Source organism: Natranaerobius trueperi, assembly GCF_002216005.1.
Lineage (GTDB): Bacteria > Bacillota > Natranaerobiia > Natranaerobiales > Natranaerobiaceae > Natranaerobius_A > Natranaerobius_A trueperi.
This window is the reverse complement of the sequence record NZ_NIQC01000015.1, coordinates 32,647-46,609: the sequence shown is the minus strand read 5'-3', so window position 1 is coordinate 46,609 and position 13,963 is coordinate 32,647. Positions and strand designations below refer to the sequence as shown.

Sequence of the window (13,963 nt, the reverse complement as noted above, 5' to 3'; positions counted from 1 at the left end):
ATTGTACAGGCATTATACCTATTTATTTATATAAGTGTCAATTCATACTTTTTTGCTCATAAGATTTTGTTATAGATGCAACAGTTTTTAAAAGGACATCAGGTATCGTTAAATCATCAGTAGGAAGATATAAGTTACAATTTTGAATGGCATCACTTAATCTTTTACGTTGCACCCGTAATCGTTCTTCACCCCAAGAAATATTTCTTCTTTTTTTAGCTGTTTTTAAAGTACAAATAAGGACAACTAAAAAATCAGGATTTTTTCTTTTCCAAAGAGTTTTAGATACAGAATGCTCCTGAGGAATGTTTACTGCCTGATAACCCATAGCTAAAAGTCCATCAACTAAAGTAGTTTTTCCAGAGGCACAATTTCCACAAACCCCTATTAACTCTGATTTAAAATTCAAGTTTATATATTCCTCCTATAAATTATTTAGTAAGAATAACTTACACGAACACTTCTAGGTTTATGTTTACTTTCATCAGAAAAAATCCCAAGCACAAGTACCGACATATCGTCCTGCGGTCTATTTTTATCTTTAGATAACCCTAAATTTAAGATTTCTCGACTGATATCAGTAATATATTGATGCGTTGATGCTACATTTGCGATTTCCTCAAGAGTAATTTGATTATTAAATTTTCGCCCAGAATGATATATCCCATCAGTAAAAGCTATTACTATAGTTCCAGGTTGAATTGGTATCTCATCGATAGTAGGTTTTACAAAATTGTGAAAACCAATAGGTTTTACAGATTCTTTTAATATCTGAGTTTTTTCAGCTCGTTTAACAATTGTAGGACAATTAGTGTTCCTAGAAATAACTAAAGTATTAGTACGTAAATCACAAGACAATAAAGTTAGTGTAGCAGAAACTCTTCCTCTTTTTTGAGCAAAAAGGAAATCATGAGTTGCTCTTGCAACTGCTCCATCTCGTGTTCCGTCAGCTATCAAAGTAGAAGCTTTTGAAGCTACCATATTACTAGTTAGTTTAGCTGACTTCCCGCTACCTTGGCCATCTGCTAAAATTGCACTTACTCCCCCCTGGGGCCTTTCTACTATTTCAAAGCTATCGCCACTTTCACCAGATGCATATTTAGGAATTTTATCTGTTGTAATTTCTACTTTCACTTGCAGAATCCCCTTCCCTTCTCAATTTACTTAATGACCAAACTTCTGATTCGATTAATAGCAGCCGCTAATTCAAAAGGACGAAACCCTGCATAGTCACCTGGATGTCCATCAAAACCTGACAATACATCTAGCCCTTTTTTATCTATATCACTGATTACTTGATCTACTATTTGTTGTAATGTCATATTACTATCTAGATAAAATTTATATACATAAAATATTGCATCACCTATAGCACGAGTCTGACTTTCATCTAGTAATTGTTCGACTTCATTTAATAAGATATTTTGTTTACCATATTGTATTTGATTGAGACTTTTTGCTGCTACTTTTCTTTTCTTACCTTTAATTGGATCAAGGCATTTTTTAGTTGGATATCGTGATGTCAATTTACCAAAACTGGTACCGCCTTCTTTTTTACGGTATGTTTCATGGTTTGAAGCAATTTTGTGAGCTTCATCAGTAACTTCATATGGGCGATAATGATCCATCATAATCACGTTGTCTGCCACATCAAAGTAGTCTCCAGAACCTCCAACAACAATAACAGTACTAACATTCAATTCCGCATGCAATGCCCTTATCTTATCAATTAAAGGTGTAATAGGTTCCTTATTTTTAGCAACTAGTTCTTGCATTCTAACATCTCTAATCATAAAGTTTGTTGCAGAGGTATCTTCATCTAATAGCAATACTCTAGAACCAACTTCTAAAGCTTCCATAATATTAGCCGCTTGTGAGGTACTTCCACTAGCATCTTCTGTTGAAAATCTACGTGTATCTGCTCCATGGGGTAAGTTATTAATAAATGGACTTATATCAACCTTCTCTACTCTACGCCCATCTTCAGCTCTAATTTTAACAGATTCTTCACGTGAGACAACTAACTCTCTACCATCGTCTGGTATATGGTTATAAACACCGCGTTCTATAGCGTTCAATAGAGTAGACTTACCGTGATAACCACCACCTACTATAAGGTTGACTCCTTCTTTAAGTAGCATTCCTTTAACTTTTCCTCTATTAGGTAACTCAACTTCTCCTTGCAGACTTTCTGGTGATTCAAAAGGAATAACTTTATCATCTTTTAGAGGACGATCATCAATACCACTGATTCTTGGTAAAATAGCTCCGTTACCAATAAATGCGATATAATTATTTTTTGAAAGATATTCTCGTAATGCATCTTGATCTTCATTTACAGCAATATGTTCTTCTAATTCATTAACACTTAATGAATTTAAATATAAAGAATCAGATACAATCTTGGGTATTTCCTTTTCAAACATTTGTATAGCTTGCTTTCCTAATATCTTTCTACCTTGTGCAGGAAGACCTACAACAAATCTTGCTTCAACATAGTCTTTAGTAACAACCATAGAAGATCTCTCAAGAACTTCTTGTCCTCCTGAATCAATGGCTATCATCCCACTTTTTCCAGTCCCTCTATTACTTTTTACATTACGTGTTGCTTTATTAAATGCTCTTGTCAAATAATCCTCAAAGGCTATCTTTCTACTTTTATTTAAAAAGAACTTTTGATCAAAACCAGCTTGATTTATAGGTACTCTAAATCTAAGCCTCGATGGACTTGCAAATGGGTCTCCTTGTACATAATCTATAAATAATTTACCACCCTCAGGATATGAAAAGTTCCCCTGAATATCTTTGTAGGCTTTATAACCTTTTCCATCAATTCTTGAAAGTGTTGTAACTAAACTTTTAAGATCTGCCATAATAATCTCACCTCCGTATTATTCTAGTAGTACTTTTAGAACTTCATCTAAGGAACACTGATAAATTCTACATTCACCTATTTTTTCTGGCAAAATAACAGTTAATTTGTTCCCGTTTTTTTTCTTATCATGAAGTAAGTGAGAGAATAACAAATTCTTATCTTTAACATATTGCGGTATTTTTGGTAGATCAATTGAATTGAGTAAGTTTTTTATTTCTATCAATTCTTTCTCAGCTAAAATACCTAAGTTATACGATAAATTAGCTGACAGAACAAGTCCCCACATAACAGCTTCACCATGCTTGAAGTATCTATATTCTGTCACTCCTTCTAAAGCATGAGCAAAGGTATGTCCTAAATTAAGTAACATCCTAGTTCCTTTATCAAATTCATCTTTAGCAACTATATTAGTTTTAATTTCACAGGATTTTTTAACTAATTTTTTAAAATTCCATTGATTTTCTAATAAGAGTTGATCTTTTATAAAATAAAATAACTCTCGATCACATAGAATACCATATTTAATAACTTCTGCCAAACCTGAAACTAATTCTCTTTTTGGTAAAGTTTCTAAAAAATCAATATCAGCTATGACAGCATTAGGTTGATAAAAGCTCCCTATTAGATTTTTATAACCTTCATAGTTTACTGCAACTTTACCACCGATGCTACTATCTACCTGTGCTAATAAAGTGGTTGGGATATGGATCAAGTTTGTCCCACGCATATATGTTGAGGCTACCATTCCTGTTAAATCACCTATAACTCCTCCACCAATAGCTAAAAACCATGACGACCTTGTCATGTTATTCTTTGCTGCAACATGATAAAGTTCTTCTGCTTTCTTTAAGGATTTAGTTTGTTCATCTGCTGTTAATTCAATAATCTCAACTTTATTTTTAATAAGCTTTTTTAGGTTTGTTAATTTATTTTTATGAAGCTTAAATACTTTCTCATCTACAACTATTATTATAGGGCTTTTATCTATCAGTTTAGATAATATATCTAAATTATCATTTCCTATATAGATAGGGTAACTTCTATCTTTTATTTTTGCATTTATTTTAAAGTTTTGATTCAATAATGTTAGACCTCCTCTAGATAATTAAGATAAGAATTAACATTCTCTTTTAACTCATCTAAAGAGTCTCCACCAAACTTTTCTTTCAAAACTTTAGCTATTTCAAAAGCGATAATACTTTCACCTACAACACTTGCAGCTGGTACGGCACAAACATCAGAACGTTCAATTTGAGCGTCAAAGGGTTCTTTAGAAATAAAATCTACACTTCTTAAGGGGTGTGATAATGTTGGTATTGGCTTCATAGCGCATCTTAAGACTATAGGTTCTCCATTTGAAACTCCACCCTCTATTCCTCCTGCATTATTTCTTTCACGATAAAAACCACTTGTTTCAGAATAAAAAATTTCATCATGTACTTGTGATCCATAACTGTTTGCAGCTTCAAAACCCAATCCTATTTCGACTCCTTTTATTCCTTGTAAACTCATTAAAGCACCAGATAGTATTGCATCTAATTTTCTATCAAAATGCACATAACTCCCCAAACCAGGAGGAGAATTTAACACAACTACCTCAAATACACCTCCTAAAGTCTCACCTTTAGATCCTGCTTTATCTATTTCTCCTTTGATCTCATTACTAGTTTGTAAATCCGGACACCTAACTTCAGACTGTTCTGCGTTATTAAAAATATCCTCAAAGTCTTCTTTTATATTATCCGTTATACTTTTTTTCCCAATTTGTGTAACATAACTTATGATCTTTATCCCTATCTCTTCTAAAACCTGTTTACAAATAGAGCCTACTGCTACTCTTATAGCAGTTCCTCTAGCACTAGAGCGCTCAAGCACATTTCTCAAATCTTTATGCTGATATTTAAGTCCACCGACTAAATCTACATGACCCGGACGGGGTCTAGAAATTATTCTGTTTTCTTTAAGATTATGATCAAAAATTGGATCCATTATTTTTTCCCAATTTTGAAAATCTTTGTTGTTAATTTGTATGGTAATCGGACTCCCCAATGTTAAACCTTGTCTCAATCCAGAAATTATTTTCAATTCATCATTTTCAATTCGCATTCGTCCCCCGCGACCGTATCCACTTTGTCGTCTCTTTAAATCGAGATTTATTTTTTCTAAATTAATCTCGACATTTGCCCAAAATCCTTCGATAATTGCTGTTAAAGCTAAACCATGAGATTCTCCTCCCGATAAATATCGTAAACTCATCTATGTCACCTCTTAATATCTACAGTCTTATTTTTTTCTTTTCGATGTTTTGTGAAGTAGTATAGTCCAATTACAACTAATATCACACTAACAATCTGGGCTACTCTTAATTCACTTAACATTAGACTATCCAACCTTAACCCTTCTATCCAGAACCTGCCGATAGAATATAAAACTAAGTATAAACTAAATATCTCACCCTGTCCTTCTTTTTTGTATCCGCGAAAGTACATCAAAAATGCAAAGACAAGCAAATTCCAAAAAGACTCATAGAAAAAAGTAGGATGATGAAAAGAACCATTTATTTCTATAGCCCAAGGAAGATCTGTGGGATATCCATAGGCTTCTTGGTTAATATAATTCCCCCAACGTCCTATAGCTTGACCTAGTATTAAACTAGGTGCAGTAATATCAGCTAAAGCCCAGAAATTTATACCCTGATATTTTGAATAAATTACACCCACAATTATTGCTGCAAATATTCCTCCATGAATAGCGAGTCCACCTTGACGAAAAGCAAATATTAAGTCAAGGTTTTGAGAAAAATAATCCCATCTAAAAGCTACATAGTACAATCTAAGACCTATTAATGCAGCTGGTAAGGCAAACAATAAAAAGTTAATTAGGTGGTCTGGATCTAACCCCTGCTTTTTCGATTCTCTAACTGCTAAATAAAGCCCAATTAAAATCCCTAAACTAATAAATATTCCATACCAATATACAGATATCGGTCCTATACTAAATGCAACTGGATCCATATTACTCCTCCTTTAAATTTACTCCTTCTAGATTTAATAATGTCTGCTTTAAACTTATACTTCCCGAAAAACCACCTAATTTACCATTATTTACAACCACTCTATGACAAGGAATTAGTAAAGCACATGGTTTTTTACTCATTGATCTGACCTACTGCTCTAAAAGCTTATGGTAAACCTGCTATTTTTGCTATATCTCCATAACTTTTAACTTCACCCCATTTTATTTCACTGACAATTTTAAGAACTTTGTGAGTAAAGTTTGGTGATTTTGGAATAGCAATAGGTACTGTGAATTTTACTGGTTTTCCTTGAAAATAAGTAGTTAATTCATCGTATAATCTATCAATAGGTTCTTCAGGTAATAAAATAGTTTCTTTACTTGTTGGCATAAGAACTTTAACTACTTGGAATATATCATGAATAAAAATCCAACAACCACGCGAAGTTTCAAAGGTCATTTTAGCTTGCAAAGCTCTCTTCCTCTCCTATATATAGTACATAAATCCTTCATCAGATTTATTACTATACTCATCACGAAAATCCTCTAATGTCTTTTCAGAGAGCTTTTTTATAACATAAGAGTTTAGTTGTGACCAAAATTCGTCTGTTACATTAAAAAGAATTTTATCTTCTCCTTTGTCCTCACTAGTGACTTCATCTGAAAACTCAATCGGTTCTATAGAACCTAAAACTTCATAAACTGTTATCTCTTTTGGGTGTTTTTTTAATCGATAGCCACCCTGAACGCCTCTAATGCTTTCTAATAATCCTGACTTTTTTAATGGAATAACTAATTGTTCGAGGTATTTTTCTGAAATACCTAATGCTTTTGAAGCTGTTTTTAAAGGTATTACGTTATCAGAATAGTTGACAGCAAAATAAACTGTGCTAGCTAACGCCCATTTACTTCTTATAGAAACTTTCAAAGCTTAATTGCCCCCTTTTAAAGTTCTTATATATAATTCTTCATATTGTGGAATAACTTTTTCTACACTAAACTTATCAATCACTCGCTTTCTTGCCGCTAATCCAAATTTACTTAATTCTTCAGGATTTTTTAATAAGTAAATTGCATCCTTTGCCATTTTATTTATATCACCTAAAGGAGACACAAATCCTGTTTCATTGTTCAAGACAACTTCTGGTATCCCACCTACTTGTGATGCTATCACAGGTATCTTATAAGCCATTGCCTCTAAGGCTACTAATCCAAATGATTCTTTTTCTGATGGCAAAAGTAACAAATCAGCGATTGATAAAAGCGACTTGATTTGATCTTGCTTTCCTAGAAAATCGATTTGATTAGTAATACCCAGATCTTTCGCCAATTGTTCCGCCTTTATTCTATCAGACCCATCTCCAACCATTATTAATCTTGAAGGAACCTCTTTTTGAACATTATAGAAAATTCGAATTACATCTTCTACTCTCTTTACAGGTCTGAAATTAGAGATATGAATTAACAACTTTTCATCATTAGGAGCGAATTTTATTTTCATATCTTTATTATTTTCAATAGGTCTATACTCTTCATAATCTATAAAATTGTATATCGTTGATATCTGTTTTCTAACACCAAAAATATCTCTAGTTTCTTTTTCTAGATCTTTCGATACACAAGTTAGGGCATCACTATTTTCCATTCCAAATTTAGTTATTGGAAAAAAAGATGGGTGATTACCTACTAACGTAATATCTGTGCCGTGTAAAGTAGAGACTACTTTAGGTTGATTTCCCGTTCTACTACTAACCATATCTCTTGCCATATTGCCACAAACTGAGTGTGGAACAGCATAATGAACATGTATTATATCAATTTTTTCTTTTTCTACAACTTCAGCTATCTTACTAGCTAAAGCAAGAGAATAAGGAGGGTATTTAAATAGAGGATAAGTTGGTACTTCAACTTCATGAAAATATAGTTGAGGGTAAAATTTATCTAGTCTAAATGGTACTTGATAAGAAAAAAAATGAACTTCATGTCCCCTTTTAGCAAGCTGTTTACCTAATTCTGTAGCTACTACTCCGCTACCACCATGAGTAGGACAACATACTATTCCTATTTTCAATGACATCAACCTCCAAACTTAATTAGATCATTTACACGAGGTATTCGATCACATATTAACCCTTCACCATAATCAGCTTTTATAAAAGAACCCATATATTTATCACGTGCTTTTATTTTTTCTAAGAAGTTTGGATTAGTTAAGTTAGTCTTTATACTCTCTTTTTCTTTATTTAACCCTAACTGTGATTCATGCTTCATAATTGCCCTCAACTTAATATCATAAACTAAAGTGATATCAACTACAATATCCGGGTTTTTAGGACGAGCTGCAAAATAATAAAATAAATTTTCTGGTCTGAACCGTTGTCCTTCTGCTGGATATTTGTATAGACCAGATAAAAAAGTAGCTTCTTTTATCAATAAAGTTCCATTAGCATGATCTGGATGATCATCATTAAAATTAACTGTACATATCTTATTCGGTCGATATTTCCTGATAACTTCAATCGTTTTTTTCAAGTTCTCTTCGCTTTTTGATACAAATCCATCTGGAATAGCTAAATTTTCTCTTACAGTAACCCCTAAAGTTTTAGCTGCTTCACGAGACTCTATTTGTCTTTCTTCTGTTGTTCCATTAGTCCCCATTTCACCCATTGTTAAATCACAAATCCCCACTTTATAACCTTTTTGTGTATGTAACGCTATAGTACCACCAAGTCCTAGTTCAGCATCATCAGGGTGTGGTCCAAATACAAGTAGATCTAAAGTATCCATATATCTCACTCCTACTATTCTAAGTTAATCACTTTAATTTTTTTCGGATTAAGTTTACACTGTTTTAATAATTCAAGTACATTCCAATCATATGTGAATAAAAATTCACCTATATTAAACTGCCTCTCTTGTAAATTATTTTTAGGGTAAATACTATTTTTCAGTAAAGATAACTCTTCATCTATTTTGTTATGATTTTTTCTATTATATTGTTCAGCTTTTTGTTTTAAGTAGTTTAGTTGTTGATAGATAAGTTGAAAATTTTTAGTCTTAAGTTTTTCAATATCTTCGTCAATCTGACTAAGTTCTTTTATAAATTCTTCATGTTCTTTTTTAAACCTTTCAGCAAACTCTACTAACTTTTCTGAAGTATTAATTGGTGCTACAGTTTTAAAAACTTCTTTTCTAGTAGACGACCAATCATATAAAAGGTTATCTAGTCTAATTTCATATTTCTCTAGTATACTTCTGGTTTGGTCATCTATTAAAAGAAAACTTTCTCTAGGATAAATAACTGGCATTTTGATCTCAAAGGCTCTATATAGCTCTTTTAGTTGTGAAAAGTACCCTATTTCACCAGGTCCAGCAACATATGAAACACTAGGAAGTAGATAGTCTTGAACCAATGGACGAAGTGTAACATTAGGACTAAATTTCCATGGACTATTTTCAATTGTATCTATTAATTCCTCTTTCTCAAACGTTTTATCGTGATTTACTAACTTAAAAATTTGATTTTCATTTATTAACGGTAAACGGACATTATTTTGATAATAAAATAATCCTGCATGATTTTTTCTTAAATCAACTTGCCTATCATAACCCATTTCTTTTACCTGTTTAGATTGATGCTCTACAAACCTAGAATATTCTTTACCATAATTAATTGCTTTTTTATAAATAGGTTTACTTAGTTCTCTTATTTTAGGATCCATAGGATCTAAAATTATCAGACCTTCATCAGCAAACAATTCTAATAAAAGATTAGCTGTCCAATCAACTAAAGTTTCTGATTTATCTAGTGATTTTATGATTACTCTTTTCCATTTTTCGTAATATGGGCTATCTTGAAATAATTGTGTTAACTGATTCATCAAATTAAAAGCTTCTTCTTTAATTTTTCTATTTCCAATTGAATATCCATATTGATCATTTTCAATTTTACAATTTACTAAATTACCTTTTTTATCTAAAGTACTATAATTATTAACTTCGTCAAAATCATTATCCTCTGAAGCTATCCAAAATACTGGAAGAACATGTACTCCAAGACTTTTGCTTAAACTTTTAGCTAACTTAATTGCAGTTATAGCTTTGTAGATAGAATACAAAGGACCTGTTAAAACACCTGGTTGTTGACCTGTAACAACTACTAAGGTCTTTGAATTGTTTAATAAATCAATGAAGTTAAATACACGTGAATTTTTAGTTAAAGTACTATGATAATTTTTCAAAGAAATAACAAGTTTATCTCGATGTGTTTTTTTCTTTCGTTCACGCTCCCAAACATCAGCTGCTTTTTTTTGAAATGAATCATTTTCCCATGGAGAGTACTCAAATAGGTCGTCTAATTTATCAAAATGATATAAGTAATCCCAAAAAAGGTTTTGGCTGAAAGCTTTATTAAAAGGTATATTTTCATTCATAATATCACCTCAAATCTTTTCTTCTTCTATTTAATAATAAATCATTCTACTTATCAAGGTTAGTAAGGAAAAAGGGCTGTGTTACACAGCCCTATATTAAAACAGAACTATAAATATTTTAACACTTTTTTAATAGATTTTCCAAAATCTGAACTGCATTTGTAGCAGCTCCTTTTCTTAAGTTATCAGCTGTTATCCACAGATTAACACCATTTTCTATAGTTGAGTCTTTTCTGATACGTCCTACTAAAATCTCATCTCTATTATCATTTTCTATTGGTGTTGGATAACTTAAAGACTCAGGATCATCTACAACTGTAATTCCCTTAGCCTTTGACAATAGTTCAGTTAATTCATCCCTAGAAAACCCTTTGTTAGTTTCTATATTTACTGATTCACCGTGTCCGTTTAAAGTAGCCACTCTAATACAAGTAGGAGAAATTTCAATATTTGGTGAAATTATCTTTTTAGTTTCATTTATCATCTTCAATTCTTCTTTTGTATATCTTGATTCGGTAAAATCATCTACATGGGGAAGACAGTTAAAAGCAATATTTTTAGGATATGCATCACACTTAACACTATCTCTCAAACCAGATAATTCCAATAGTGAGTTTTTCTTAAGCTCATCTATTGCATTTTTTCCAGAACCTGAAACAGCTTGATAGGTATTTACAATCACCCTTTTAACTGAATAATATTCATCAATAACCTTTAAAGGAACAACTAATTGAATAGTAGAACAGTTAGGGTTAGCTACAATACCATTATGGTGCTCTAATTCTTTTACATTAACTTCTGGAACAACTAGAGGTACATCTTCATGTAATCTAAAATATGAACTATTATCTATTGCTATTGCACCTTTTTTAACTGCTTGAGGAACTAATTCTCTACTAATATCAGAAGAAGTAGCAAACATAACAATATCTAAATTATCGAACGGTTCTTTTTTTATATCTTCTATTTTTAATTTATCACCCATAAAATCTACATAATTTCCAGCTGATCTACTAGATGCAAATAAACGTAATTCTTTTGGCTTAACTTCTTTTTCTTCTAAAATCTCTAAGATTTTATTTCCAACTAAACCAGTAGCACCTACTATTCCAAGCTTATAGTTTAACAATCCACTTCACCCTTTCAAAAGACTATTCTATTCCATAGAATCTTCAATCTTACTCATAGCCACTTTAAGTCGTTCTTCTGGTACCGTTAACGCAATGCGGAAATATCCTTCCCCGTTTACTCCAAAACCTACACCAGGGGTAACCACCACACCAGATTGTGTTAATAGGTGTTTAGTAAACTCTAACGAACTCTTATTATTCGGCACTTTAGCCCAAACATAGAAAGTAGCCTTTGGCTCTAGCACTTCAATGTTCATATTTTTTAGAGAATTTACAACCACGTCCCTCCTTGATTTGTATACATCTAATGTTGGTTGGAGATATTTTTTTCTATTATATAGAGCTTCACAAGCTGCTAATTGAATAGGTGTAAATACCCCTGAATCAATGTTAGTTTTGTAGCGTGCTAGCGCTGAAATCGCATCACGGTTTCCAACAGCAAATGCCACACGCCATCCGGTCATATTAAAAGGCTTAGATAAAGAGTTAAATTCTAAAGCAACATCTTTTGAGCCTGGTACCTCTAACACACTCGGAGGTGTATAACCATCAAATGAAATATCTATATACGCTGCATCATTACAGAGTAATAAACCATGTTTTTTACAAAAATGTATAGCTTTTCTAAAGTAATCCTTGTTGGCTGTCGCACCGGTAGGATTATTTGGATAATTTAGAAACATAATTTTGCCTTTCTCTAGTTCTCTTAACGGTAAATCCTCAAGCTTTGGTAAAAAGTTATTCTCTTCAAGAAGTGGCATCTCATAAGGCTTTCCACCAGCTAAGATAGTTCCGTTTCGGTAAACGGGATAACTTGGGTCTGGAACAAAATTCACATCACCAGGATTAATAATAGATTGAGATAAATTAGCAATCCCTTCTTTTGAACCAATTAAAACCAAGATTTCTTTATCTTTATCTAGTTCAACACCAAACCTATAATAATAGTACTCTTGAATTGCTTCTTTTAAATCGTGAATTCCATCATAAATTGAATAACCATGGTTTTGTGATCTATACATTTCTTTTTTAGCCTTATCAATTATTCCTGTAGGTGTGGCTAGATCAGGATCTCCTATACCCAGCTTTATTATTTCTTTACCTTTTTTAATCTCTTGTTGAACCATTTGATCAAGGTCTGCAAAGAGATAAGGTGGTAAACTTTGTAACCTCTTAGACAATTTCATAAAATCCCCCTTTATCAATTAATAACTTTACCATGAAAAACCCAATCACAGCCACCTTTCATCTTTACAACCTTTTCTTGTTCTTCTAAGTTTATCTCTAACGTACCTCCATCTAAATTCACCATCACCTTATTTTCAACTTCACCTTTTAAAAAAGCTGCTACCATACTAGCTGATGCACCTGAGCCACATGCTAGTGTTTTACCCGCTCCCCGTTCCCAGGTTTTTACTCTGATTGACTTTCTTGTTTGTATATGAACAAAGTTTACATTTACTCCATTTTCAAAGGAACTATGCTTTTCAATCTCAGGACCCCATTCCAATACAAGTTCATCAGTTAAATAAGGTGTAAAAATAACAGAGTGAAGGTTTCCTATATCAATAACAACACAATTGAAGTTTTCTAGTTCTAGATTTCTCGAATGTATAATAGGAACACCCATATTAACTGTAACTGAATACACTTTATTATCTCTTGTTTCTAATTGAAGATTTTTTATACCTGAAGTAGTGTCTATTTCAATATTTTCAGTACTAGTCCAGTTGGTTTCATACAAGTATTTACCGATACATCTCAAAGCATTACCACAAGTACTCGCTTGTGACCCATCACTGTTATACATTTCTAAAAATATCGGTGACTGTTTATAAGACAGTACCATAAGTCCATCTGCACCTATTCCAAACCTTCTATCACATAACTTTTTAGCTAAATGACTCCTATCTACCTCCTTACTGATTTCCTTTTCATCAATTATGATGAAATCATTTCCTAATCCAGTCATTTTAGAAAAGTTCACATCTTATCACCACTCAATCTTGTTCTCAAATACTTTTTATGCATTTATATTAATTTTTGTGCTTATTTAACACTGAAAATAAAAAAAGGACTACCTTTTTTAGGCAGTCCATTAAAAAAATATATTATTTTTGAGTACGATGCTTTAAAACTTCCATTAATTCTCCTAATACTTCTTCATCATCACCGCGTTTTATAGCACTTTTAACACATGAATGTAAATGGTCTTCTAATAACTGATCACTTATCTTTCTTAATGAAGATTGAATAGCAGTGATCTGATTAATGATATCTATACAGTATTTATCTTCATCTATCATCTTTTCTATTCCCTTCATATGTCCTACAACTGTCTTCACTCGCAATTTTAGATCTTTTTTATTTGACATTAGTCACCTCCTCACAAATATCTAATCAAAAGTTTATTTATAAAGGTTTGACTTAAATTTTAGTAGAATATTATTATATAAAATATTTAAAGGAGTCTGTTAAGTTGTTATGAAAAATAAGCTCACTTAATCGCA

Annotated in this window: 16 protein-coding genes; all 16 read right to left on the bottom strand. The window is 32.1% G+C overall.

Going from position 1 to position 13,963, the window contains the following annotated elements; translation table 11 throughout:
* Positions 1-37: 37 nt before the first annotated feature.
* Positions 38-409: a hypothetical protein gene (locus CDO51_RS07810; RefSeq protein ID WP_089023731.1), complete on the bottom strand. Its 372-nt coding sequence runs from the start codon at positions 407-409 to the stop codon at positions 38-40.
* Between the two features lie 26 nt (positions 410-435).
* The gene (locus CDO51_RS07805; protein WP_089023730.1) at positions 436-1,134 is read right to left on the bottom strand and encodes a PP2C family protein-serine/threonine phosphatase; all 699 of its coding nucleotides are present in this window, start codon (positions 1,132-1,134) and stop codon (positions 436-438) included.
* 26 nt (positions 1,135-1,160) lie between these two features.
* On the bottom strand, positions 1,161-2,873 hold the full coding sequence (locus CDO51_RS07800; protein WP_089023729.1) for an ABC-ATPase domain-containing protein: 1,713 nt from the start codon (positions 2,871-2,873) through the stop codon (positions 1,161-1,163).
* An 18-nt stretch (positions 2,874-2,891) separates the two neighbouring features.
* On the bottom strand, positions 2,892-3,956 hold the full coding sequence (gene aroB / locus CDO51_RS07795; RefSeq protein ID WP_089023728.1) for a 3-dehydroquinate synthase: 1,065 nt from the start codon (positions 3,954-3,956) through the stop codon (positions 2,892-2,894).
* A gap of 5 nt (positions 3,957-3,961) precedes the next feature.
* The gene (aroC, locus tag CDO51_RS07790; protein WP_089023727.1) at positions 3,962-5,131 is read right to left on the bottom strand and encodes a chorismate synthase; all 1,170 of its coding nucleotides are present in this window, start codon (positions 5,129-5,131) and stop codon (positions 3,962-3,964) included.
* A gap of 5 nt (positions 5,132-5,136) precedes the next feature.
* A complete protein-coding gene (gene lgt / locus CDO51_RS07785) occupies positions 5,137-5,889 on the bottom strand; it encodes a prolipoprotein diacylglyceryl transferase (protein WP_089023726.1) in 753 nt (250 codons plus the stop codon).
* A gap of 1 nt (position 5,890) precedes the next feature.
* Positions 5,891-6,031: an MGMT family protein gene (locus tag CDO51_RS14995; protein ID WP_089023725.1), complete on the bottom strand. Its 141-nt coding sequence runs from the start codon at positions 6,029-6,031 to the stop codon at positions 5,891-5,893.
* Between the two features lie 25 nt (positions 6,032-6,056).
* Entirely contained in the window at positions 6,057-6,362 is a 306-nt protein-coding gene (locus tag CDO51_RS14990; protein WP_089023724.1) for an MGMT family protein, read from the bottom strand.
* 15 nt (positions 6,363-6,377) lie between these two features.
* A complete protein-coding gene (locus CDO51_RS07770) occupies positions 6,378-6,818 on the bottom strand; it encodes an RrF2 family transcriptional regulator (RefSeq protein ID WP_089023723.1) in 441 nt (146 codons plus the stop codon).
* A 3-nt stretch (positions 6,819-6,821) separates the two neighbouring features.
* Complete coding sequence (gene bshA, locus CDO51_RS07765; protein WP_276207008.1) at positions 6,822-7,967, bottom strand: N-acetyl-alpha-D-glucosaminyl L-malate synthase BshA; 1,146 nt, start codon at positions 7,965-7,967, stop codon at positions 6,822-6,824.
* Complete coding sequence (gene bshB1, locus CDO51_RS07760) at positions 7,967-8,677, bottom strand: bacillithiol biosynthesis deacetylase BshB1 (protein ID WP_089023721.1); 711 nt, start codon at positions 8,675-8,677, stop codon at positions 7,967-7,969. The genes bshA and bshB1 overlap by 1 nt, the downstream gene beginning before the upstream one ends.
* A gap of 14 nt (positions 8,678-8,691) precedes the next feature.
* Complete coding sequence (bshC, locus tag CDO51_RS07755; protein WP_089023720.1) at positions 8,692-10,323, bottom strand: bacillithiol biosynthesis cysteine-adding enzyme BshC; 1,632 nt, start codon at positions 10,321-10,323, stop codon at positions 8,692-8,694.
* Positions 10,324-10,441: 118 nt separating this feature from the next.
* Complete coding sequence (locus CDO51_RS07750; protein ID WP_089023719.1) at positions 10,442-11,452, bottom strand: aspartate-semialdehyde dehydrogenase; 1,011 nt, start codon at positions 11,450-11,452, stop codon at positions 10,442-10,444.
* Positions 11,453-11,479: 27 nt separating this feature from the next.
* Entirely contained in the window at positions 11,480-12,640 is a 1,161-nt protein-coding gene (locus CDO51_RS07745; RefSeq protein WP_089023718.1) for an LL-diaminopimelate aminotransferase, read from the bottom strand.
* 14 nt (positions 12,641-12,654) lie between these two features.
* On the bottom strand, positions 12,655-13,440 hold the full coding sequence (dapF, locus tag CDO51_RS07740) for a diaminopimelate epimerase (RefSeq protein ID WP_089023717.1): 786 nt from the start codon (positions 13,438-13,440) through the stop codon (positions 12,655-12,657).
* A gap of 124 nt (positions 13,441-13,564) precedes the next feature.
* A complete protein-coding gene (locus CDO51_RS07735; RefSeq protein ID WP_089023716.1) occupies positions 13,565-13,828 on the bottom strand; it encodes a metal-sensitive transcriptional regulator in 264 nt (87 codons plus the stop codon).
* Between the last annotated feature and the right edge of the window lie 135 nt (positions 13,829-13,963).

Coding starts and splice junctions, on each gene's coding strand:
- CDO51_RS07800 (WP_089023729.1), bottom strand. CDS start 2,873: ATGGCAGATCTTAAAAGTTTAGTTACAACACTTTCAAGAATTGATGGA.
- aroC (WP_089023727.1), bottom strand. CDS start 5,131: ATGAGTTTACGATATTTATCGGGAGGAGAATCTCATGGTTTAGCTTTA.
- lgt (WP_089023726.1), bottom strand. CDS start 5,889: ATGGATCCAGTTGCATTTAGTATAGGACCGATATCTGTATATTGGTAT.
- CDO51_RS14995 (WP_089023725.1), bottom strand. CDS start 6,031: ATGAGTAAAAAACCATGTGCTTTACTAATTCCTTGTCATAGAGTGGTT.
- bshA (WP_276207008.1), bottom strand. CDS start 7,967: ATGTCATTGAAAATAGGAATAGTATGTTGTCCTACTCATGGTGGTAGC.
- bshB1 (WP_089023721.1), bottom strand. CDS start 8,677: ATGGATACTTTAGATCTACTTGTATTTGGACCACACCCTGATGATGCT.
- bshC (WP_089023720.1), bottom strand. CDS start 10,323: ATGAATGAAAATATACCTTTTAATAAAGCTTTCAGCCAAAACCTTTTT.
- CDO51_RS07745 (WP_089023718.1), bottom strand. CDS start 12,640: ATGAAATTGTCTAAGAGGTTACAAAGTTTACCACCTTATCTCTTTGCA.
- CDO51_RS07735 (WP_089023716.1), bottom strand. CDS start 13,828: ATGTCAAATAAAAAAGATCTAAAATTGCGAGTGAAGACAGTTGTAGGA.